Raw genomic sequence first — 23,380 nt, 5'->3', positions numbered from 1 at the left:
TAGGCAAAAAAAAGCAGATTTCAAAGAACCTAAGTCATAGAAGAAAAAAAAATTAGCGTTTATCTTGCAACGTGTCTGGCACAATCGCCCTACTTTTTAGCTACCACAAACAAAAAAAATATGGAAAACGAAAAATCTTGTTGCCCTCATTGTGGCAAGGCATTGATGGCTCAAATGCCACTCTGCCCCCATTGCGGATTTGATTTGGAAAATGAACAAAAAAGTACCCAAGAAGAGCCTTTTATTCCTTCGCCCACTACTTTTTTAGCACCTTCGCCTAAGGATTTGTCGAGCGATTTAACCAATGATTTGCCTATTGAATCTGTGACGCAACCAAAAAAAATAAATAACCGCACGCCACTTGCACCCAAAAAAGCAAAACAGACTTCCAATAGCGAGCCTTTTCGCCCTGCTTTTTCGGACGAGCTATTAGAAAAAATACAAAATTTAGTAGAAAATAAACAAAAAAAATATAAAAACTACGCACTTATATTTGCTTTTGCAGGGCTTCTTTTGGTTTTTTTGCCTCCCTTTTGGATAGAGCCAATGGAAGGTGGAGGGGCTTTGTTGCTTTTGGGCTTGCTTGTTTTTCCTACTTCTATTTTTGTTTATTTTTTATACAAAAAAAGAAGTAAAGTTTTAGGAAATATGTTAACAGGAGAAAGTCTTTTGGCGTGTTTTTTCTATGAAAAAGATAGCTACCAAGAACAGATAGAGGCGCGTTTTCAAGAAAATCAAAATCGCAATAAAATTATGTTTAATTTTATTTTTGTAATTACATTGATAGTCTGCATAGGCTTACTTTTGCTTTCGGGCTTTGAAACAGAAATGTGGCTGACGGTGGGTTTTATGATGGGTTTTATGATTTTTTTAAAGTTGTTTTCCTATGCGATACCTTTTCTTACTCGGAAAAAAGAGCGTGAAAGCGTGGGTCTGGTCTTGATTTCAAAAGATGGGGTTTGGCAGGCAGGCTATTTGCACAGTTGGGTGCATTGGCGCACGCGGCTGAAAAGTGTCAAGTGGGATAAGGCTAAAAAAGAGCTATCTTTTCGCTATTCCGCACCTGTCAATTTATACCTAACGCGCGAATTATTGGTAAGAGTAGAAGTGCCAAAGGGCAGAGAGGCAGAAGGGGAGGCAGTGGCGGCTTTTTTTGGGTCTAAAAAAAGAAACTAAATATAACATTTTACCCATCAGAGGCGTTTTTTTGAAGATGCTATCCTACCTATTACCATTTTCTCCTGCGCTATGAAAAATATACCGCCTTCCGATACCCCTAAATCTCCACTTGCCTTCGAAGAAGCCAAATCGCGCTTCATAGAAGCATGGGGGGCATTGGGTACAACTTGGGGCATCAGCCGTAGTATGGCACAGGTGCATGCGCTTTTGCTTTTGGCGCAAGAGCCTTTGAGTGCGCAAGCCGTCATGGACGCGCTCAACATTTCGCAAGGCAATGCTAATATGAACCTTCGCGCCCTTATGGATTGGGGATTGGTAGAAAAAATAACCAAATTAGGTGAAAGGAAAGAATTTTTTGTAGCCGAAAAAGACATGTGGGAAGTTACGCGCCGTATCGTGCGTGAGCGCAGGAAGCGCGAATTAGAACCTATTTTTAAGGTCTTGGAAGAGCTAAAACAGGTAGAGGCACAAAGCGAAGAGGAGGCACAAAAGGCTGCCCATTTTATCAAAATTACGGAAGAGATTAGCACCTTTGCCGCGCGTGCAGAGCAGGCGATTGATATGATGCTCAAACTTTCTGAAAATAAATTAGTAGAAAAAATATTAAAACCCTAACTATTGAAGGTTTGTACCTTCAATAATTAGGGCAATAATTAGGGTTTGAATCGCGTTTAAACGCTCTTTGAAGCCCTATTTTTTCGCATCAAAGCCTTAGTGAGCCGCTAAGTAAGTGGCTACGCCTTCTTTTGTTGCGTTCATAGCCTCTTTGCCTTCGCTCCAATTTGCAGGGCATACTTCGCCGTATTTTTCCACATGCGCTAAGGCTTCTACCATACGTAGGGCATCATCGATGTTACGACCCAAAGGAAAATCATTGACTACTTGGTGCTTGACGATACCTTCTTTGTTGATAAGGAAAGTGCCGCGAAGTGCAATCGGTGCGCCTTCGAATATCAAATTGCCGTTTTCGTCGTAGCTATAATCGCCACCCAAAACGCCGAAGTTAGTGGCAATCGTCTTGGCAAGGTCAGCGACAAGCGGATAAGTAACGCCCTCGATGCCACCCTGACCTTTGGGGGTAGAAAGCCAAGCTAAGTGCGTTTCTTCGCTATCGGTAGAGCAGCCTACTACTACTGCATCACGCTTTTCAAACTCTGCTAATTTTTCTTGAAAGGCTAAAATCTCGGTAGGACAAACGAAGGTGAAGTCTTTTGGATAGAAGAAAAAGACGACATATTTTTTGCCCAAATACTGGTCGAGTGAGAAGTTACCCACGATTTCTTCGCCGTTGATGACAGCGGGAGCAGAAAAACGAGGAGCAGGTTTGTTGACTAAAGTTGCCATAGTAAGTTTTATAGATATGAAAATGAATTTACCAAACAAGGGATAGATACCAACTAAAAGCCCCCAAAAAGGCGCGAAGACCTTTCAAGGGCTTTCTTATCCACAAAAATAACACACAAAAAGATAACGCCCAAACGAAAAAAAGGTTTTAACCGATTTTTAAAGACCCAAAGCCTTATTCGGCGTTCTTGTCGGCATCACCTTTTGGGTTGAGTGGTGGGTTGAGTGGCGATAAAGGTTCATTTTTTTTATCATATTCGGAATCTAAGGCAGTAAAAAATTTGATGTATTCATCTAAGGCAGTGATAGAGTCCAAATCCATAGGCGCGTCTTCCTTTGGCTCTATATGGGTTGTTTTTCGGAGGTTTGCCCTAATTTTGGCATCGAGTTCTTCTTCCGAAATTTCACCATAGACTTCATTTTCTAAACTTTCTTTGGTGTTAAGCTCCTGAATGTCAGAAAGTTCTTTTGCTAAGTAACGCAAACGAAGGTTTGTTTTTTCCTGAAAACGCAGCACTTTCAACTTTTTATTGATGCGTCCCAGCGTTTCGATACGCTTTTGTACCAAACGCAGGTTTTCATGGCAGGCACTAATGACTCTTTTGCCCATCTCTATATTTTCATGGCTCAAATCGGCAAAGAAGTCGTCTTCTAAAAAGTATAACGATTGGTCGTTGCGGTCTTTTATCTCAAAAAGGACAATGGGGTTTGCCATGCGCTCTAAATCGGGGTTGCGACGCTGATAATAAAGCGTTTTGTAGGCTTCTTGTAGTTTGTCTTCTATGCTTTTTTTCAAATCTTTTTCCTTATCTATTTGGGCAGTGTTGTTCGCAATTTGCTGTTCTATGGCTTCGATAGTGCCATTTTTGGGCTGCTCTTTGGTTTTTTTCGAATCGGCTTGCGCTTTTTGGGTTTTGAAGGCAGGTGCAGGAATGTGGGTTGCGCCAAATTCCTCGAAAGTAGCCAAGTAGCCTAAATCGCTTACAAGGGCTTGTTTCCACGCTTTGAGTAGTTTTTCGGTAAATTCTTCAAAATCGCCTTCCTGAAAAAAGCGACTTTCAATTTCTACATCACGATAAGAGCCGTCGCAAATGACAAGTTTGGCTTCGCTATCCAAGCCTGTGCCTATGGGTTGTGGTGGTAGCCCTTTGCTTTGGGCTTCTGCCCGATTTTGTTCTATTAAAAGGTTGATTTGTTCGTTTAGATAGCGTCTTTGACGGCGCGGGGGCTTGTGTGGATTTCTGATAAGGGTAATGCTCTTGATATGGCGCAGGCGGGTTTCGACGCGCTCATGATTTGCCCCTCGCTGTATTTCCAAATCCAGACTTGTAATTTTTACACTTCTAATTTGTTTTGCCCAATATTCTTTAAAAAGTGGAAATAAGATAGAGCCAGAGATGAGCAAAAAAAGAATCTGAAAAAAAGACGGCATCCAGACCATGCTATAAAAAAAGGCAATTCCTGTTACTAATTTGCCAATAAAAATATTGTTCATCGGGCGCATGGCAGTTTGCTCATAGCGTACTTCGCTCGCCTGCTTTCTAATCTCGTTTGGTCTTTCTTGGTGAGAGTTGGTCAGCATATCGGGAAAATAAACAGTGTGGTGGAATAAAATTTTGTGTATTTCGTTTTTTCTGCATTTTTATTGGCAAAAGTCAGATAAAACAAAAAGAAAAGCCCGTTTGAATACAAACGTAAGATAGCCTCGAATGGTTCTTTTCAAAACTCGCAAAAAAGGTAAAATTTATGCGTCCTTTTGCAGAAACTCTATCGCCAAGCGGTAGCCCTCCAAGCCCAAGCCTGTAATCATACCGACACAAACTGCACTAAGAAAGCTATGATGGCGAAATGCCTCGCGCCCAAAAATATTCGAGATATGCACCTCTACGGCAGGGGCAGGAACGGCGCGAACTGCGTCTGCAATCGCCAAAGAGGTGTGTGTGTAAGCACCTGCATTGATAACCAAGCCCTGATGCGAAAAGCCGACTTGCTGAATGTAGTCGATAAGTGCGCCCTCGTGATTGGACTGAAAGTAGGAAAGTGCCAAATTGGGATAGCGGTCTTGAAGGCTTTTAAAATAGGTTTCGAAAGAGAGAGAGCCGTAAATTTCGGGTTCGCGCTTGCCCAAAAGGTTGAGATTTGCGCCATTGATGATAGCAATTTTCATAGGGATATGATTTGTTATGATTTTTAAAATAAAATGACGCTTTTCTAAAAAAGTTCATCTACATTTTTGATGCCTCTTTTTTGTAATTTTTTGAGTTGGATTAGAAAAATTTGAGCGGTAGCCAAAGTATCGCCTGCCGCCGTATGCCTTTGTGCGATACGCAAATCGTATTGATTAGAGAGCGCGTCTAAGCTAAAAGCGTCGTCGTTTTGGGTCAGATGCTTTTGTAGGCGTTTTTCCATACGAGCCGTATCGAGCTGCGGATTGAGCAAAGCAAGTTTGGTTTCCTTGTTCGGAAAAAGCACCCGATTCATCATACTTTCCATCATACCTACATCAAAACCTACGTGATGCGCCACCAAAACATCTGTACCAATAAAATCCAACCATTGTTCAATAGCTTTACTTTCCGAAATGCCGCCTTCGGTTTCTTGTGGCAAAATTTGGTGAATGGTGATAGAATGTTTGCTACCTGTTTTTTGGCGCGGTATAAAAAATTCCAGACTCTCGCCTATTTGTATCGTTTGCGCTTCCAAACGCAATGCCGCCAAAGAAATGACGACATCTTTTTGCATATTCAAGCCCGTAGTTTCGGTATCAAAGACTACAAAACGCGCCTTTTGCAGGGTAGGAAAAGGGCTTTGACTTTCCTGCCGCTGACGGTGAGCGCGATAATAGCGCACAGCCCATTCAGGGAGTTGGGGAAGGGCGTTTTCCCAATTTTTCTGTGTCTGCTTATTTTTCAGATAGGCTATAAAGTTCCAATTCATAGTTTTTTGAGTTGATGCCAAAATATAAACCGTTCATTCCGCTTGCCCCTTCTATCTGCGAAGGGCAATTCTTTTTCGCTTGCTGCTATGAATTTCGAATAATTTTGCGAATTTTGCAAATGCAATAATTAGGCTTGAGGTGCTTTCAACCCAATATGGCGTTGTTGTAACGGTCAGAAGGTCAAAAAATAGGGCTTTGTGCTTCTGCAAACCTCCTGAAACCCCACCCTGCCCTCCCCCAAAGGGGAGGGTTCGAAAACCAAATCATTTTTTGGCATAAATGCAAAAAAATGATGCCGAATCAAAGCCCCGCCATAATGGGCAGTAATGTTAAGTTCTGTAAAAAGCCTTGTTTTGTCAAATTTGAAGTGAAATAAAATTTGGGCAGAACCCTATTTTTGGGTTTGAAAATCCTTTTTTATTTCAATCTCACTGCGGACAAGGCAATGCCTTGTCCCTACATTTGAACCTGATTTTTAGAATTTAACATTACTGCCCCAAAGGGGAAGATGCGAAGATACCCCCACCCTGCCCTCCCCCCCATAGGGGAGGGTTCGAAAATCAAATCAATTTTTTCGCATAAATGCGAAAAAATTGATACGAAATTGAAGCCCCTCCCTATGGGGGAGGGGTTTGGGGTGGGGTGCATTTTAAAAACAGACAAATTACAACCACTTAGAAGAAACTACTTGCATGGAAAACCTTTTTTTTTGGCAAAACTGGAAACTATCTGAAAAAATAATCCTGACCAGTTTTTTGGCTCTCTTGGTCTTGGCGGCAGGCTTTTTCGCTTTTGCTTGGTATAGTGGCGTAGATGAGGCTTTTCGCTGGGAAAAGCAGGCGGAATTTCGCGCTTTCCCCTTAGAGGTGGAACGTTTTGAAAAGGGCTTTTTCGAATGGAAGGCAGAAGTGCCAATTTATGTGCAGCAGGCGCACTATCAGGCAAATCCGCGTGTGGTGATAGATGTCTTTTCGCCGCTTTATTTATTTTTTATCGGCTTGGCGATGGTCGGCTATTTGGCAGCGATTACCTATTTGCCCAAATTATATTTTGCTATCGGTACAATTTTGGTCGCTTTCTTTCTTTCTTTTGCCAATTTCGACGCGCTCACCTATTTTCAGACCCTACTGACGCTAAACGATTCTCAAAATCTATTTATCGTCGCGCTCTTGCTTTATCTGCCTTTGGCTTTTGTCTTCAATTCTTTTTATACAAAAGCCCCTTTTAGTCTGCGTTTGGCGGCTTTTTCGTTGATTAGTGTAGGCTTCTATTTTTATATCAAATTGCAGGCGGCAGTTGTGCTTTTCCCCGAAAATTTTATCGCCTCGCAAGGCATTGTCATTCCCCTTGTGATAAGTGTGATTTTTATCCTCCTCAATGGGCATGAAATTCCGCGTGCCTTGCTCTACATTACCACTTTGGCGGGCAGGGCTTCGAATACCAACATGACGCATTTTTTTATCGCTTCGGGACTTTTCGCGCTTAATTCTTTCTATGTCTTACTCAAATCGGTGCGCTTTATAGAATGGGAGATGTACCATTTGCCACCCAAAACGAGCCTGCTTTTGATAGTCTTTTTGGCACTTTGGGGCGTAAAACATCGGGCTTCACAGTACGAAAAAGTGTTGCCCTTCGGACTGCCTGCCGCCATTATTACCTTAGCAGGGGGCATTATTACATTAGCTACCTTCTCTTTTTCGATGCTCAACGCCAACGACCCCATGACGGAGGGCTTGGAAGATGTCGTTATTTTTTCGCAGGTAGGATTTTCTATCATCTTTATCGTTTATATCATAGCCAACTATGGAACAATTTTAGAAGGAAATTACAATATCTATAAAATCCTTTGGCAACCGCGTCAGCTCGATTGGAGTTTTGCCGCTTTGATGGCTTATATCATTGTTGCGATTTTATTGTATCGTGCAGATATGGCGGCATACCGTCAGATACAGGCAGGGGTGCAAAATCTCATGGGCGATACCTTTGCAAAAGAAGCCGAATATTATCAGGCTTTGCACACGGCAGAAAGCATGGACAAGGCGCAAGAAGCCTACGGCATGGCTGAATATTACTACAATTATTCGGCAGGTCTGAATGCGAGCAACCATAAAATGCATATCGGTTTGGCTACCTTGGCTCTCAAAATGGGCAAGTTCAAGACCGCCTACAATTACTATAATCGCTCTTTGGGCAAAAATCCTACCCCACAGGCTTATGCGATGGCGGCACAATTAGCCTCTGAAAGGCTCAACGACCCCGCCGAAGGTTTTAATAAGATTTACTACGCCAAGGCGATTTTTCCTGAAAACCCCTACATCTGGACAAATTTGAGTTGGAACTACCTCAAAGGTGAGCAATTTGTTATCGGTGCAGACACCTTATACGAATACCTCAACAATGCCCGACGCTATGCTTTTTCCAATCCTGCTGCTGAAATCAATTTCTATGCCTTCCAAGCCATGAACGACAACGCCGTAGAAAAGGCGGATTCTCTTCGTAAAATTTGGCTTCGTGCCGATAACATAGAGGCGCATAATAACGAATTGCTTTGGCTTTTGGGAAAAGTGCCTACCGAAAATTTGCCTGCCCTAAAAACGGAATTTCTACAAGATACGGTTTATAATTTTAATCAAGCTCTCTATCTCTACCATTATACCTTAGCCAAACGCGATACAGCACTCTTGAATTATTATACCAAAATTCAAGATAAAATGGACAACTATCCCGAATTGATACTTGCCCAAGCCCTGCTTTTCTACCAACAGAATCGCACCAAAGAAGCCCTCGAAAGTTTGCGTTACTTGTTGCAATATCACCCCAGCGTGCAGTATTGGCATCTTTTGGCAGTTTGGTATTTGGAAAATGAAAACTACCGCGCCGCCGCCGATATTTGGAAACAGACGACCCTTTCAGGCAATTTTGAACACAGTTTTTATCGCGCTATCGCCCTTAGCCATTCCAAAGAGCAAGCCGACCGCGCCGAAGCGCGTAGCCTTTGGCAGGCTTGGGATACATTGCCACAGCACCCTTATCAGCCCACAGCAAAAGAAATGTTGCGCCTGCTTTCGCCCGAAGTTGCCATCGAGATAGACCAGATACAAGACGACGAAGCCCTGCACCGTTTTCTTTATTTTAGAATGGAAAGCCTTGATGAAGCTACTTTTGTGAAGGCGTTGGAAAAAATGAGCGACCTCAATGTCTTGGTAGTGGCAAGTGCCGAGCGCATCAGGTATTGGGTAGAAAAGGGCGAATTGGAAAAGGCACAAGCCTTACGCGACCAAATTACGGGCTTAGGTGCAGGCGCGAAACTTTCTGAAAAGGCGAAAAATCAGCTCCTCGAAGCCGACTTAGCCCTGCTTTATGCCCTTAAAAGGTATGAAGAGATGCTGCCGCTGGCACAAAGTTGGAAACCCGAAAGGGCGCAAAGAACGCGCAAAAACTACTATCTGGCACTTTATTATAGCCAAAAAAATGACTCTACACAAGCCGACCACTATTGGCAATTAGCACACAAGGGCAATCCAATGGATTTGAACACCTACAAAGAGGCAATCGCCTATTACAATAAAAACGGAAAAGTACAAAAAGGCTATGACTTTGTTTTAGAAGGGTTGCGCTTTATGCCTGATGATATTTCAATTAAAAAGTTATATATCTTACAGGCTTTGGAAAACCGCTTGGAAACCTTCGCCCGTAGTACCTTCGAAGAGTTGAGCAGCAAGGTAAATGAAAGCTACCTGACCGACTTTAAAAAGCAATACGACAGTCTTTTAGAGGTCATTCAGAAAGAAGAAGAACGCTTCTTTGTAGGCGAAGAAATGCCCGTTAGTGGCGAACAGCCCGCAGGTGAATAGTTTTATGATTTGTTTTCTCTCTAATTTTAATACCCTTTTGGAAACTATCTCCCCTCGTCTGACCGAAATCTTAAATCGTATAGAAACCCACAAAAGCCGCTTAGATGCACTAAGAAGTAGGCTCGACAACGAAACAATACGTGAGGCTTTGCGTGTGGAATTTCTCTATGAAAGCAATCGAATAGAGGGCAATAGCCTAAGTTTGCGCGAAACACAAATGGTTATTTCCGAAGGCATGACCATCAGTGGCAAGACATTACGCGAACATCTGGAAGCCATCAATCATAGAGAGGCGATTACTTTGATAGAGGAGGCAGTAAGAGAAGATGCGGATTTTTCGCCTTACTTGCTCAAACAAATTCACGCGCTGGTCTTGCATGGCATTGATAGAGAGGCAGCAGGACGCTATCGCCATATTCCTGTTTTGATAGCAGGCAGCGCACACAAGCCGCCTGCCCCCTATCTTTTGGAAGAGTTGATGGACGCTTATTTTAATTTTTACGAAAACTATAAAAGCAAACTTCCTGCCGTACTCTTAGCCGCTCTTTTGCACGAAAAACTTGTTAGTATTCACCCCTTTGTAGATGGCAATGGCAGAACGGCGCGTTTGGTCATGAATCTGATTCTCCTTCGTGCGGGCTATCCTTTGGCTATCATTGGGGGCGATTATGAAAGTAGGATAGCCTACTATCAGGCATTAGAAGACGCAAAGGATAATCCAGAGAGTTTTTCTATATTTATCGCTCAAAAAGTGGAAATGGCTCTTTTGCGCTACCTAAATATTTTAGAGGCTTAGGCTGCTTTTTTATTTCAATCTCACCTTTCTTATGACTTCCCTACGTTCTCTTTTTGATGCTTTTTCCGATTTGCGCGTGCTTATCGTGGGCGACGTAATGATTGATTCCTATCTTTGGGGCAAGGTAGAGCGCATTTCGCCCGAAGCTCCTGTACCGATTGTGCAGCTTCGAAAGCAGGAGCAGCGGCTCGGCGGAGCTGCCAATGTAGCCCTCAACGTGCGTGCTTTGGGTGCAAAGGCTACGATTGCCACTGTGGTAGGCGATGATGCGGAAAGTCAGACCCTTTTCCAACTTTTTCAGGAAGCAGATATTGATACTTCGGCGGTTGTCAGGAGCGCGAAACGCCCTACTACTATCAAACACCGCATTTTAGCAGGCTCGCAACACCTACTGCGCGTGGATTCGGAAACCACAGAACCGATAACCCAAGCCGAATCGCAGGAATTGATAGTTAAAATTCAGGCTTTGCTACCCCAAACGGACGTGCTTATTTTCGAGGACTACGACAAGGGGGTACTTACCGCTGAAAATATTGCACTTCTGATAGAAATGGCACAAAGGCAGCAAATTCCGACGGTAGTAGACCCCAAAAAGCGCAACTTTTTGTCCTATCGCGGAGCTACCTTATTCAAACCCAACTTGAAAGAATTAAAAGAAGGTTTGGGATATGATTTTAATATAGCAGAGCCTTCGGAGCTTGAAAAGGCAGTAGAAAAATTGAAAGCCCTTATGCCTGTTGAAAACGTACTGATTACGCTTTCCGAACGGGGGGTTTTTATGGCAGGGGCAGACCAAAAACATCATATTGCTGCACACAAGCGCGAAATTGCCGACGTTTCGGGAGCAGGCGATACAGTGGTCAGTATTGCGGCTTTGGTCTTGGCTTTGGGCGAGCCGCTTGCTTTGGTTGCAGAATTGGCAAATTTAGGCGGCGGCTTGGTCTGTGAATCTTTGGGCGTTGTGCCGATTCAAAAAAATAGACTTCTACAAGAAGCGCAAAACTTGATGCTCAATATTTGAGGTTCAAGATGTGAGGTTGATATTTCATTTGTCCTTGCGTTGGTTTGTCCATCTCAAAGGCTAATTGTTGTATTTCTAATGTAGCTTTTTTTTATTCTAATAGCTTATATTATAAAAGTTTTGTCTTTTATCTAAAAAGGCAATAAAAAAAGCAAGCCGTCTGTTTCCCACAAACGGCTTATAAAAGTACAAAATTATTTTACCCAAATGCTCACCCTTCGGTTTTTTGAGCGGTCGTACTCGCCTTCATTGGGGGCAATAGGCTGACTTGCACCCGCCCCGATTGCCGTAATTCGTTTTTCGTCAATGCCTGCCGCTTTGAGCTTGGCTTTGAGTGCATCTGCTCGCGCTTGTGTGAGCTTTTGGTTCTTGGCTTCGTCTTTTTTGCTATCGTTATGCACCGTGATTTCTATTTTTTTTGTCGCATCTGCTTTCAAGATAGTTGCAAGTTCTGCCAACATGGGTTCACTTTCTAAGCGAATAAGTGCATTGTCTAAACCAAAGAAAAGATTATAGACATCGGTTTTGCCTGCCAAAATGCGTTCTTTAGTGCTTTTTATAGGTGTTTCGTCATAAAAAGCCACTATTGGTGCGATAGCAGTTTCTTTGTGTCCGTAATTAGATTGTACCAAATATTTGATAAATTTTACATTTTCTTTTGGCTCAATTCTAAACACTTCAAAAAATTGATTGCTATGAAGGGTAAGGGGCAATACCTTTTCGAAATGCTCGGTGTCGCTTGTCGAAATCCAAACTTGTGCATCTTTGACATGGCGGTCGGAATAGCCTTCGCCCGAATAATATTCACTGCTCAAAATACCGATATAATTGAGCGTTTTGGGTTGTGTAAGTTCGATAATTGCCCATTGTGGCAGCGTCTTATCGGGATTGTAGCTATCGCCAATGTACCAACATTGCGACTGCGACTTGTTGTTTTCTACGTATTGCGCAAAAAGTGCCTGATTGCGTAGCACCAATTCGTCGGGATTCCAAGCCCCAACATGGTTTTCATAGCTATATTTTATCGTTTTCGCCAAACCCATTCCTTCGCCATATAGTAAATTTTTTGGTAAATCTGAAAAAGGAATTGCCTGTGTGTGAGTGGGAACGTAGTCTTGCGCAATCGCTATTTCGTGAGTGGGTTTCGAGTTCAGATAAGCGGCTAAACCCAAGCCTATGCTTATGACAACCATAGATAACTTCTGCATGCTTAAAATTTTATTGGTTAAAAATTTGGTTTTGTGAGCATCATATAAAAAATGCACCTCTACCGACAGCCAAGTTTGTGCCTGCCTTCCAACGAAGGTACGAAATTAGGGCGAAAAAAGTCTATCTTTTCGAGAATTTTTTAGATTTTTCGAGGTTTTAGTGTTCAATGATACCACCTATCAGTATGGCAAATTCTTGGATTTGTGTTGTAAGATACTACAAAAAATAGTAAAAATTTATGCATAATATTATTTTTTACATATTTTAATAGTAGCAGCCCTGCAAATCTAAGAAGTTGGATTGATGAGGCTTAGTTTCCGACTACGCCTAACCAAGAAAATCCTTTTTATTGGCTAAAATTTTTGTATTTTTGTGTGGCGGTGCGAAAGCCGCGCTCCTTGCACTCAAAAAGGCAGGCAATTTCCAAAAAGAGGCAGATTTACCTTTTTTATAGCCGTCTTATGGTCTTTGTGTAGTCTTTTTTTGCCTATTTTCCTATCATTTTCTACTTTCTTTGCCATGTCGAATCCAGAGAAACTTCTCCAACAGCTCAATGACAAACAACGCCAAGCCGTTACGCAGACCGAAGGGGCGACGCTCATTATCGCAGGGGCAGGGTCGGGCAAGACGCGCGTCCTGACTTATCGCATTGCCTACTTATTGGCTTTGGGCGTAGAGCCATGGCAAATTTTGGCACTCACCTTTACCAATAAAGCGGCTAAGGAGATGCGCGAGCGCATCGAAACCTTAGTAGGCACAGAGGCGCGAAACCTTTGGATGGGAACTTTTCACTCCATTTTTGCACGCATCTTGCGTTATGAAGGACATAAGTTGGGTTATCAATCTAATTTTACCATCTATGATACCGACGATTCCAAATCTCTATTAAAAAATATCGTCAAAGAGTTGAAATTAGACGACAAAGTCTATAATGCCAATAGCTTGCTGAATCGAATTAGTAGTGCTAAAAATAGTTTAATTTCTGCCAAAGAGTACAATCTAAATCCGCAATTTAAAGAAGAAGACCGCCATGCGCAACGTCCCGAAATGGGGCGCATTTATCAGATTTATACGCACCGTTGCTTTCAGGCAAATGCGATGGATTTTGACGATTTACTTTTTCAGACCAACGTGCTTTTTCGCGACCATTTAGACGTTTTACACAAATATCAACACAAGTTTCGCTACATTTTAGTAGATGAATTTCAGGACACAAACCTTTCACAATATTATATCATTCGCAAACTTTCGGCAGTGCATCTCAATATTTGCGTGGTAGGCGATGATGCTCAAAGTATTTATGCCTTTCGTGGGGCAGATATTCGCAATATCTTAAATTTTGAAAAAGATTATCCCGATTTGAATATTGTAAAATTAGAACAAAATTATCGTTCTACCCAAAATATCGTAGAAGCTGCCAATAAAGTAATTGAAAACAACCAGAAACAAATTAGAAAAACCGTTTGGACAGAAAACTACAAAGGCGAAAAAATAGACCTCTTTAAAGCAAATTCCGACAACGAGGAAGGGCGTTTGATAGCCAGTGCCATCTTCGAGGCGCGAGCCAATAAAAAACTCTCCCTTAGCGAATTTGCGATTTTATACCGCACCAACGCCCAATCGCGTGCCTTCGAGGAAGCACTTCGGCGTTTGGGTTTGAAATACCGCATCATCGGGGGGCTTTCTTTCTACCAACGCAAAGAAATCAAGGACATTATCGCTTATTTTCGCATGGCGACAAACCGCTATGACGAGGAGGCTTTTCGCCGCAGCATCAACAATCCGCGACGAGGCTTGGGCGATACCACTTTAAATAAGGTTTATTTGGCTTCGCGTGAAAATGCAATTCCAATTTTTGAAGTCGTTAAAAATACGGCACGTTATTTAGGTTCGAATCGCGCCAATGCAGGTCTGGAAAAGTATGCCCTTTTGATAGAAACTTTCGCCAAGATAGCGGAGGAAAAAGATGCTTACGAAGCGGCAAAATTTATCGCCCAACAGTCGGGATTGATGAAGGCACTCTTCGAGGATAGTACCGTAGAGGGGCGAAGCCGTTACGAAAACGTGCAGGAACTTTTAAATGCCACCAAAGAATTTGTGGATAATCCTGAAAATGAGGAGAAAACCCTCGCTTTTTTCTTACAGTCCGTTTCGCTTATCACTTCGGGCGACGAAGCCAAAGATGACGAACCAGCGGTTACGATGATGACTATCCATGCGGCTAAGGGTTTGGAGTTTTCGCAGGTCTTTGTCGTGGGTATGGAGGAAGATTTGTTCCCTTCGGGGCGCATGATTGGTAGTCGTGCCGAATTAGAGGAGGAACGCCGTTTGTTTTATGTTGCCATTACACGCGCCAAAGAAAAACTCACACTTTCCTATGCCCTGACGCGCTACTATTTCGGTTCGCTCAAACCCTGTGAGCCTTCGCGTTTTCTTTTCGAAATAGACCCTGCACTGCTTAATTTGAGCAACCCAAGTCGCGTTCTGAATCAGGGCGATAACTTTGGCAATACGCACTACAAGCCACAAACTCCTGCCTACAAAAGCGACAAAACTGCTGCCAAGCCTACTTCGCCCGCTGCTTCCTCGACTCATAAAGAAATCCGCCTTTCGCCCCCTTCTATTCCTTCGGTAGGAAGTTCGCCCAACGCCCATGTGCATAAGCCGTCAGAAGATTTTAAGGCAAACCCTTCGCACCAAATCGAGGCGGGGCAGCGCGTAGAGCATGCCAAGTTTGGTTATGGCAATGTTTTGCGTTTGGAAAATGCGCAGGGGGGAAAAAGAGCCATCATCGCTTTCGATAAAGTGGGTGAAAAGACGCTTATCCTTTCTTTTGCCAAGCTAAGAATTGTAGAATAAAAATAGGGGACTGCCGCCTTGTCGGTATCACTATCGACAAGGGCAGGGTATTGCCTTTTCCGAAGCAAACTTGAAGCAAAAAAAACAATCTTAAAAAAATCAATCCCAAAAAAAATAAAACCCTAAGAGAATCACAACAAAAAGTTGCGCCTGCCTGCCATTTCATGCAATTTCATGAAATGCCTTCTATCCTACAAAAAGGAAAACTAAGCAAACAAAATGGCGTTTAAGTAGGAAAATAAACACTTCTTAAACACAATTTTAAAATGGGAACGCCTCTTTTCAACCTACTTTTTACTGCCCTGTTGCTTTTTGGGGCAACGCTGCCTGCTTTGAAGGCGCAAAAAAATTATTACGACGGTAGTATTTCGGGGCGCAATTTTCGCCAAAATCCACTTTTTCAGCAAAAAATAGGCGATAAAGTAGATTATCGCCGCCTCAATGCCTGCCTTTTTTTCGCTACCAACGAACAACGCCTTAAAAATGGGCTAACAGAAGTGCCGCATTTACTTAGCATGGAAATTGCCGCTTGGCATCATTCGCGTAATATGGTAGAAAAGGGTTTCTTTTCACACTACAATCCCGTAGAAAAAGAACGGAAAAGCCCTACGGATAGGGCAAGATTGGCAGGTCTGAAAAACCCTTCGCCTGCCGAAAACATTGCGTATTACGGTTTGGGTGGGACACATCATACCATGACGGAAACTTATTTGGAAGTGGCTCTCAATTTGGTGCAGCAGTGGATGGATTCGAGAGGGCATAGGGAAAATATCCTATCAAAACAAAATCTCTACATGGGCATGGCGGTTTATATAGACATAAAACCGTACTTAGATTCGGATAACCGCCCCACAAATGGATTTTATGTTAAATTTTACGGAACACAAATGTTTCAATGGTTTCATCAGCCCGAAGAAGATTTTACCACTGCCACCGACAAACTCTCTGCCTTTGACGGACAAAGACCGATTATTGTGCAAAAAATAGAGCAAGTAGCTGTTTCAGAAGAAAAAATACAAAATCATACCACCAAAATTGCAACAAAAGACGATAAAACAGTTGTTTCTTTATATAGTCTTCCTAATTACAGAGGTGAAAAAAGTGTCATTGCCGTAGGCAAACATTATTTATCAAATTTATCTATTGGGCGCAGCCTTGCCTCCGCCCAAATTCCGACAGGGTATCGCCTAATCGCCTTCCACGACGAAGCCTGCCAAACGCCTATTTTTTCTTTGCAAGGCGATACGGAATTTGTGGGTTGGAAAAATTTTCACAAAGCGGCTGCCATTATCATCGAACCCCTCAAAAAATAGGGTAGGGATAAGGCATTGCCTTGTCCGAAGTGAGATTGAAATAAAAATAAGTGCTATCTTATCTTTATTTTATCAAACTTTCAAAAAATGTTCGTTTTGTTTTTTTCACTATTCTACAATCGCAAGTTTTCCTACTAAGGCTACCTCGCCATTCCTATCGCTGGCATAGACCAAATAAACGCCACTTTTGGCGCGTCTGCCGTTGTAGTCTGTGCCGTTCCAAGTAACTCTGCCGCCGAAGGATTCAGTTTCAAAAATTAAGCGTCCTTCTATGTCTGTAATCTTGACGTTGGCGCGGTCGGTAAGCCCATCGAGGGTAATAAGCCCTGCAAAGCGGCTCAAAACGACGGGGTTGGGAAAAATTTTGAGCGCATTTAGCTGTGTTTCGGCTTCTTTTGCGGTGCCACGATAGGAAATTACGCCGCTGGGGGTGGCAAAAAAGACTTCGCCTGTTTGGTTTTGAATGGCGATGGATAAGATTTGGTTGTCGAAGAGCGGGCTATTTTGGGTGGTGAAATTGCTAAAAATTTCATCGCCATCGCTGCCTACTAACCAAACGCCGCCCTGTGTGCCTACCCATTTTCTATCGCCGCCATCGAGGGCAAAGGCACTAACGGCTTCGTCGCGCAAAAGCCTTTGTCTATTGAAAAAGACTTCGCTGGCTTGTGGGCTGTTGCTGTTTAGAATGGTGGCGGGGTTGTTGAAGATTTTGATAGCGGCATTGCCTAAGCCGTCGCCTCCTACCCAAATTCTGCCTGCCTTGTCTTCTATGAGGCTTGAAATCTGTTGGCTTGGTAGTCCGTTTTGGTCTTCGGTTAGGTAAATATTTTCGCTATTTTCATTAAAAACCAAAATGCCGCCCGTCCTGCCCAAACCGCCTTGGCAGCGCACCCAAATTTGATTGCGGCTATCGATGAGCATTTCTAAGGGGTAGCGCGAAATATTTTGTTGGAAACGGAAGCCGCGCCAATCATTTTGTGGGGTCTTGCGCAAATAGTAGTCTTCGGTAGGAAAACTATCGAAAAGGGCTACCCAAAGATTGCCATTTTTATCGGTCTTGACATCGATAACGCGATTGTGAGGCAAAGGCGAATTGTCTTTGTTTAGAACAGAAAAGCTATCATCATTCAAATTCCAAACTAAAATACCATCTTGCAGAGAAGCAATATAAACTTTTCGCTCGCCTGCCACATAAGCCGCCGAAACCAAATCGCGCAAGGGTGGAATGGCGCGTGTGCCTTCTACGCTTGTGTTGGCGTTGTAATTTGTCCAGCTGCCGTTTTCAAAGACGTAAAAACCTGTGTTTCTATTAAGTGGTCGCACCTCGCTATCAAAGCCGCCCGAAAGCACCAAAATTTTATTTTCGAAAGTTATCATACGAAAGGCATCGGGGCTATAAGTGCCAGAAGGGTAGAGGCTTACAAAAGCTCCGCTTTGATTGGTGAGCAGCCCTGCCTGCGCGTCGGCAGCCCAAATGTTGCCTTGTGCATCAATTTGAAAAGCCTGTAATGCCTGCCCCTGTGTAGGGCTATTGATAGGGCTAAGGGTCTGATTTTCAAATAGATAAAGTTGGGAAGGAGTGGTTATCCAAACCTGACTTTTGGTTTCGTTTTGGTCTAATTGATAAAAACTTTGAGGGGCAATCGCTTCGAGGCGCGTTGCGGTATTGCCCTCTTGCGTGCGAAAAATTCCTACTTCGGGCAGGGCGAAAAGCAGCATTTCTTGGGTTTGTGCCAAAGCCGTAACTTTTCCGCTCACACCAGCGAGGGTCTGCCAATTATTAAAATCTTGCGGGTTTTGGTTCAATGAAACCGAGCGCAAGCCTATGTCGGTAGCGGCAAAGAGGCGATTCTGAAAAATTGCCGTTGCGTAAATGGGTATTAGTTCGCCGTTTAAACCTAAATTTTGATAGACATTTAAAATCCTGCGGCTATTCAAATCCAAAACCACGATACCAAAATCGGTAGAAAGGTAGCCCTGATTTTGATGGAAGGCGATATGATAAATGCGGCGGTTGCGAAAGTTGTTGTCGGAAAGGAGCAGTGGTAGGTTGGTAAAAGTGTCGTCCTGCCAAAGGTCGAGGTTGCCGTTTTGGTAGCCTAAAAGGAGCAAATCCAAGTCTTGATGGTAAGCTAATGCGGTGATGCCATTATCGCTAAGTCCCTGATTTTTAGACACAACTTCTAAGGTCTGAAAGGTCTTGTCGTAGCGAAAAAGCCCATTTTGGGAGGCTACCCACACGTTTTCGGGGGTCAGGGCGAGCCTTTGTGCGTTGTAGTAGGTGAGGTGTGTGCGCCAAGTGCCGACAGCAATTTCTTGCTGCGCCTGCAAAGGCAGCGTTAGGCTCAATAGCAAAAAAAGGACAATCGCTTTCAACATCAGAGTACCGATTAGTAAAAAATGAAACAAAAGAGGACACTGCAAAAATACGCTTTTTTTTATGCTTTGCAGCAGCCAAGTCTGATTTCTGTCATTGTTTTGGGGGCGGTCTTTTTCTAATTTGCCTACTCTTTTCAACCTTTTCCAGACCCCTTTCTACTATTTTGAATATGCAGACTACCTCTTATTTTTCGCCAAAACCCTTTCGAAGCCGCAAATTATGGCTTTTTAGTTACCTTTTTTTGGCTTTACTTCAACTCTTTGCGTCTTTGAAAGCCCAAAATCCGAAAGAAATTTTCACCCATGGCAGCCCCCCAAGTGAGTGGGAAGTGGGCGATAATACTAAAAACAACAACGGACTTTTGGCAAAAGAATTTGGGAAAGAATTTGAGCATCAGGTTACAGAAGATAGAAGCACAACCCTCACTTCGGGTCCTTATGCAGGCACAAGGGTAGAGTCTTACCTTTCCAAAACGGTGATGCAGGGCGAAGCCGTTGTTGTGTATGTGCGTCAGATGGCACAGGTGCAGAGCATAGCGAGCTATCGGCAGGAATTGGAGCAGCGTTTTGCCGAAGATTTTATAGAAAACAACGAACATCAGAGCAGCAGCCTAACGTTTCGGCAGCAGCGCAAGACCACTTTTCAGGGCTACAAAGCCGAACAACTGATGTATGATGTCAAAGAGATTTTCTATGACTATGGTGTTTCGCAATCTATGGCAGGGGGCATGAACAAATACAATACCTACGAACGGCATAGCACGCCTTTGCAGGTGCAGGGAATTATCAATGTCGTCTTGGTGGAAATTTCGCCTAAGATACAATTTGAAATTATTGCCTATGCTGCTTCGGCAGAAACGGCTACCCTCAAAGAACGCCTCCGACAGATTGGCGAATTTACCGAAACTTTCCGCTTTTTTGGTCAGAATCAGGCAGGAGGGGGCAATTCAAGTACAGAAGAAAGTTCGCAAAATGATACAAATAGCGGTACAAATAGTAGTACAAATCACAACCCTGCAAGCGGTTCAGACGATTCCGAAGGTAGCTCTACCCTCGTAACCATTGCCGTTGGTACGGCTGTGGCAATAGCGGTCGCCACTATGGTCAAGGTTCTGACAAGTTTGATAGGAAAAGCCACTTCGCCTGCAAGTGGTGGCGGAAAAAAGAAGCCTTCGCACACAAATAAAAATCAGCAGACCCAAAATCAGACCCAAAATCAGAAACAGAATCAGACCCAAGAAGAAAGCCATCAGACCGAAAAACAAAAAGAGAAAAAGCAAAAACGCCCCAAAGGGTATGTTCTGCATCTTAGTCAAAATCAAATCTCTTTGGCGGTAGGCGAAAAGAAAAACTTTTCGGTGCGCGTTTTAGAAATTGAGGCAGACGGCACGCAAAATATCGCTTCTGATGCCCAAATTTGGCTCAAAAGCGAATCGGCAGCCCTGCAAATTTTGCCCGAAACGGGGCGCGGCACGTTGCAGACCTTCTTACAACTAACCCAAAGCCCTAACCAAAGCCAATTTTTTGTCAATGTGGGGGCGAGTGTGCAGAGTAAAATTGTGCAGGAAAGGTTATTGATTCAGGTGCAAAGTCAAAAATCGGAATACGAACTGCGCACCATGCAGCTCCCTGCCGAAAAGACCGAACTTATCCCTGACGGCAAAGATGTCATCTATTTTTATGCCCAACTTACGAACCTCAAAAATCCTGACGACCCTGCCTTAGCCGCTGCCAATCAGAACCTGCACATAGAAAAAATGCCACAAGGTGCAGACTGGCTCGATATGTCCGAACCGCAAATGAAGGACGGTTGGAAAGCCGTAGCGATACAAGCCTCCGACCCCGACCCCAATAGCAGCCTTAATCCACGCCCTGCCGCCGTAAGTGTGCGCGTCTGGACAAATTTTGAGGGGCAAACTTTTTCGCGCGTCGTAGATTTTCCTTTGCAAGGCGAAGCCGTCTTAGATGTGGATAGGGATACGATTCATTACCCTTATTTGGCAAGTGGTAAAGATGCGCCGCGCGTGCAGATACGGGCAGCCGTAGCCACAAATAGCAGCGAAAAATGGACTTTTTCGGCGCATTATAGCAAAGAAGGCGAAGCCCTGACCCAACTCAAAGTTATCCCACAAAACAACAAAGAAGCCCTCATAGAATTTGCTGCGCCCACAGCACCCCTGCCGCCAAAAGCTACCGAACTTTTCAATACCGTTATCCTACAAGCCAAATCTAACTTGCAGACAACCAACGAAAGGCATCTCAAAGTTACGCTATTGCAAGAGGGGATTCAAATTTGGAAGGGAGAGCAAATTGCGGCAGATGAAGAAAAGGCAATGCGACAATGGCAGATTTCTGTTTTGGTCTATGATGCGCAAAAGATGGAACTTATCCCCGACCCAAAGGCGGTAGAAAAGTTGGAATTTGTGTTCAAATCGCAGCAAAAAGAAAAGAAAGTGGAAAATCTTTTAGCCGTCGCCGACCTCACCTTTCATTACCTCGATACCTTTGAGCAGGGGCGTGCTTTGTATCAGATTATTGCGCAAAATGCAGTGCCAATAGATGAAAAATCGTACCCTGTGCGCTTGCTTATCAAAGCCCATTCGCCTTTGGCAAAGCGCGATTTCGAGTGGCTTATCGAGCCTGAATTTGTTGGCAAAAAACTTTCACCCCAAGAGGAGGCAGAGGCAGAGTACGAAAAAATCATTACCTACATCAAAAAACACGTGCCTGCCGAAAAGATAGCCGAAATGTTGCAGTTGGTTCAGAAAGAGAAAGTGCATTTGGGCAAAGAAGGGCTTTACAAATTGCGACACGATATTCACGAGCGCAATGTAGAGGCGATTCTCAAACAGGGCAGAGCCTATATGCAAGATGCCGAATGGAACGGAAAGGTAGAATATTGGCTCGAATGGGTACAATGGGCAGGCGATTTAGCCTTCAATGTCGTTTCGGCAACGTTTTTCGGTCCTTATGCACCTGCCGTAAGTATGGCAAAAACGCACAGCATCAGTGCCTTGCAGTGGCATCTGGAAGGCAAGGATATGAACAAGTGGTTTAGTGAAAATTTCACCATTCACTCACTTTTCAAAGCTACCGAAGGGCGGTTGGTAGATGTGGATAGAATCAAGGAGATTATCCGCTCGCGCGGGGGCGTAGGCGATAAACGCGCCTTAGTGATTGCATGGTCGGCTTATATTGCGTATCATTTTTGTTACAATGTTTTTTGGGAAGAAAAATCCGTAGTGGAGGCTCTCAAAACCGTAGCAGCCGAAATCAGAGATGAGCTAATTGTTTCTTTTTTGGTCAAAAAATGCAGAGCCGAAATGGAAAGCAAGCAACTTGCTGAAATGACTCCCGAACACAAAAAAGCGCGTGATATTTTCAAAAAAAATCCGAAAACAGGCGAATACAGCATTTCCGAAGCCGATGTCATGCACGCCATGCGAAACCCACAAATGATGCGCAGCCTCAAAAACTTCGACCCCGATATGCGTCGCGCCTTCAATCATACCCGCGACAAAATCATGCAGGCGCACGATAGCAAACTCAAAAAGCACATCTTAGACGATTTGAAAAAGCAGGGCTTCGAAGGCTACACCGAAGACGACATCTATATCCACGATTTTCGTAGTCCTGATGGCAAATTCGATGATGCCTCCATCAATACCGACCGCGACTACCGCGTTTTGATAGATGTCAAAGACCCCAGCGGCAAAAAATTGTACCATGAATATCCTGCCAATAAATGGCAAGAAAAATCGCTACAAATCTTTGGCGAAGTGAGCGGCAAACCGCAGGGCGTATCTGATGCAGATTGGGCAAAGGAACGCAACATCACGCCGACGGATAGAAAACATGCCGAAGCCTGTCCCGACTATTCCGACCACCATCTGACCAAAAATAAAAACGGCGACGTGCTTATCGAAATCCGAGAACCCAACATCAACGCCGTAGAGCGGGGAGAGGGCAAACTCTATGACCCCAAAGGCATGGGCGAAATGTATAAAGAAAAAGTCCTGACCAATTTCGAGCAGCCCAATCACCCTTCACACGTGCAACATTCCGAAGCCGTCGCGCAGGCACAAAAGGGAGTCAAGACCCTCGAAAAAGTGCGCGAAGGTTATGCCAAGCAAGACATCGAGATGCCCGAAATCGACCCCAAAACGAAAGCAGGCATGGAGGCGGTAAAAAAATATCCTACCGACATGGAATTTGACCCCCAAAAGTCTTTCGAATTTACGCAGGAAATGAACAAGTTGGGCTTTAAAGGTGGCACGCCCCAGCAGGTGATGGGCAGTTTTGCCGATTCCCTTAGTTTGGAATACGGCAAATTGGCGTAGGCGCGTATTGATTCGCCTTTGTCTATTTGTAGGGACAAGGTAGCCTTGTCCCTTGTAGGGCAAATGTATGTTTTCAGACCAAATAAACAAAGGGGCTTTGGGGCATTACATTTGCTTTTGCCAAAAAAAATTACGATTATTACGCCTG

The 23,380-nt window shown here is 43.7% G+C and carries 14 protein-coding genes; 8 read left to right on the top strand and 6 right to left on the bottom strand.

The genetic code is table 11. From position 1 onward, the window contains the following. Positions 1 to 120 precede the first annotated feature (120 nt). Positions 121 to 1,176 (top strand): zinc ribbon domain-containing protein, encoded by a 1,056-nt coding sequence (locus tag G500_RS0112105; protein ID WP_027002747.1) that lies wholly within the window; start codon positions 121 to 123, stop codon positions 1,174 to 1,176. Between the two features lie 72 nt (positions 1,177 to 1,248). Next, a complete protein-coding gene (locus G500_RS0112100) occupies positions 1,249 to 1,794 on the top strand; it encodes a GbsR/MarR family transcriptional regulator (protein WP_051203518.1) in 546 nt (181 codons plus the stop codon). Positions 1,795 to 1,890: 96 nt separating this feature from the next. Here G500_RS0112100 and G500_RS0112095 read toward each other — a convergent pair whose 3' ends face one another. The 4 genes from G500_RS0112095 to G500_RS0112080 form a co-directional block, all read right to left on the bottom strand. Then, entirely contained in the window at positions 1,891 to 2,523 is a 633-nt protein-coding gene (locus G500_RS0112095; RefSeq protein ID WP_027002745.1) for a peroxiredoxin, read from the bottom strand. Between the two features lie 175 nt (positions 2,524 to 2,698). Then, positions 2,699 to 4,105 carry a hypothetical protein gene (locus tag G500_RS0112090; protein WP_027002744.1) on the bottom strand — a complete coding sequence of 469 codons (1,407 nt, stop codon included), beginning with the start codon at positions 4,103 to 4,105 and terminating at the stop codon, positions 2,699 to 2,701. A gap of 162 nt (positions 4,106 to 4,267) precedes the next feature. Continuing rightward, the gene (gene aroQ / locus G500_RS0112085) at positions 4,268 to 4,690 is read right to left on the bottom strand and encodes a type II 3-dehydroquinate dehydratase (RefSeq protein WP_027002743.1); all 423 of its coding nucleotides are present in this window, start codon (positions 4,688 to 4,690) and stop codon (positions 4,268 to 4,270) included. A gap of 44 nt (positions 4,691 to 4,734) precedes the next feature. Further along, entirely contained in the window at positions 4,735 to 5,460 is a 726-nt protein-coding gene (locus G500_RS0112080) for a 3'-5' exonuclease (protein ID WP_051203515.1), read from the bottom strand. Between the two features lie 693 nt (positions 5,461 to 6,153). Between G500_RS0112080 and G500_RS0112055 the strand changes: the two genes are divergently transcribed. The 3 genes from G500_RS0112055 to G500_RS0112045 are packed head-to-tail and all read left to right on the top strand — an operon-like array spanning position 6,154 to position 11,132. After that, entirely contained in the window at positions 6,154 to 9,315 is a 3,162-nt protein-coding gene (locus G500_RS0112055) for a tetratricopeptide repeat protein (protein ID WP_027002740.1), read from the top strand. A gap of 37 nt (positions 9,316 to 9,352) precedes the next feature. Next, entirely contained in the window at positions 9,353 to 10,111 is a 759-nt protein-coding gene (locus G500_RS0112050; RefSeq protein ID WP_211220157.1) for a Fic family protein, read from the top strand. Between the two features lie 31 nt (positions 10,112 to 10,142). Continuing rightward, positions 10,143 to 11,132, top strand: a complete 990-nt coding sequence (locus tag G500_RS0112045) for a bifunctional heptose 7-phosphate kinase/heptose 1-phosphate adenyltransferase (protein WP_027002738.1) — start codon at positions 10,143 to 10,145, stop codon at positions 11,130 to 11,132. A gap of 194 nt (positions 11,133 to 11,326) precedes the next feature. On the opposite strand, the gene G500_RS25100 is transcribed toward G500_RS0112045, so the two are convergent. Further along, positions 11,327 to 12,340, bottom strand: a complete 1,014-nt coding sequence (locus G500_RS25100) for an OmpA family protein (protein WP_154657141.1) — start codon at positions 12,338 to 12,340, stop codon at positions 11,327 to 11,329. A gap of 520 nt (positions 12,341 to 12,860) precedes the next feature. On the opposite strand from G500_RS25100, the gene G500_RS0112030 reads away from it, so the two are divergent. Next, positions 12,861 to 15,200 (top strand): ATP-dependent helicase, encoded by a 2,340-nt coding sequence (locus G500_RS0112030; protein WP_027002736.1) that lies wholly within the window; start codon positions 12,861 to 12,863, stop codon positions 15,198 to 15,200. A 266-nt stretch (positions 15,201 to 15,466) separates the two neighbouring features. Continuing rightward, positions 15,467 to 16,513: a CAP domain-containing protein gene (locus tag G500_RS0112025; protein WP_027002735.1), complete on the top strand. Its 1,047-nt coding sequence runs from the start codon at positions 15,467 to 15,469 to the stop codon at positions 16,511 to 16,513. Between the two features lie 108 nt (positions 16,514 to 16,621). On the opposite strand, the gene porZ is transcribed toward G500_RS0112025, so the two are convergent. Continuing rightward, positions 16,622 to 18,892, bottom strand: coding sequence for a type IX secretion system anionic LPS delivery protein PorZ (porZ, locus tag G500_RS0112020; protein ID WP_161626128.1), 2,271 nt, complete (start codon positions 18,890 to 18,892; stop codon positions 16,622 to 16,624). A 170-nt stretch (positions 18,893 to 19,062) separates the two neighbouring features. On the opposite strand from porZ, the gene G500_RS0112015 reads away from it, so the two are divergent. Further along, positions 19,063 to 23,232 carry a hypothetical protein gene (locus tag G500_RS0112015; RefSeq protein WP_027002733.1) on the top strand — a complete coding sequence of 1,390 codons (4,170 nt, stop codon included), beginning with the start codon at positions 19,063 to 19,065 and terminating at the stop codon, positions 23,230 to 23,232. Positions 23,233 to 23,380: the final 148 nt, after the last annotated feature.

Source organism: Hugenholtzia roseola DSM 9546, from assembly GCF_000422585.1.
Taxonomy (GTDB): domain Bacteria; phylum Bacteroidota; class Bacteroidia; order Cytophagales; family Bernardetiaceae; genus Hugenholtzia; species Hugenholtzia roseola.
This window is presented reverse-complemented; position numbering and strand designations above follow the sequence as displayed.

Excerpts from the sequence above, each read along its gene's own strand:
- aroQ (WP_027002743.1), bottom strand. The coding sequence starts at position 4,690 with ATGAAAATTGCTATCATCAATGGCGCAAATCTCAACCTTTTGGGCAAG.
- G500_RS0112100 (WP_051203518.1), top strand. The coding sequence starts at position 1,249 with ATGAAAAATATACCGCCTTCCGATACCCCTAAATCTCCACTTGCCTTC.
- G500_RS0112030 (WP_027002736.1), top strand. The coding sequence starts at position 12,861 with ATGTCGAATCCAGAGAAACTTCTCCAACAGCTCAATGACAAACAACGC.
- porZ (WP_161626128.1), bottom strand. The coding sequence starts at position 18,892 with ATGTTGAAAGCGATTGTCCTTTTTTTGCTATTGAGCCTAACGCTGCCT.
- G500_RS25100 (WP_154657141.1), bottom strand. The coding sequence starts at position 12,340 with ATGCAGAAGTTATCTATGGTTGTCATAAGCATAGGCTTGGGTTTAGCC.
- G500_RS0112105 (WP_027002747.1), top strand. The coding sequence starts at position 121 with ATGGAAAACGAAAAATCTTGTTGCCCTCATTGTGGCAAGGCATTGATG.
- G500_RS0112080 (WP_051203515.1), bottom strand. The coding sequence starts at position 5,460 with ATGAATTGGAACTTTATAGCCTATCTGAAAAATAAGCAGACACAGAAA.
- G500_RS0112055 (WP_027002740.1), top strand. The coding sequence starts at position 6,154 with ATGGAAAACCTTTTTTTTTGGCAAAACTGGAAACTATCTGAAAAAATA.
- G500_RS0112095 (WP_027002745.1), bottom strand. The coding sequence starts at position 2,523 with ATGGCAACTTTAGTCAACAAACCTGCTCCTCGTTTTTCTGCTCCCGCT.
- G500_RS0112090 (WP_027002744.1), bottom strand. The coding sequence starts at position 4,105 with ATGCTGACCAACTCTCACCAAGAAAGACCAAACGAGATTAGAAAGCAG.
- G500_RS0112025 (WP_027002735.1), top strand. The coding sequence starts at position 15,467 with ATGGGAACGCCTCTTTTCAACCTACTTTTTACTGCCCTGTTGCTTTTT.
- G500_RS0112045 (WP_027002738.1), top strand. The coding sequence starts at position 10,143 with ATGACTTCCCTACGTTCTCTTTTTGATGCTTTTTCCGATTTGCGCGTG.
- G500_RS0112015 (WP_027002733.1), top strand. The coding sequence starts at position 19,063 with ATGCAGACTACCTCTTATTTTTCGCCAAAACCCTTTCGAAGCCGCAAA.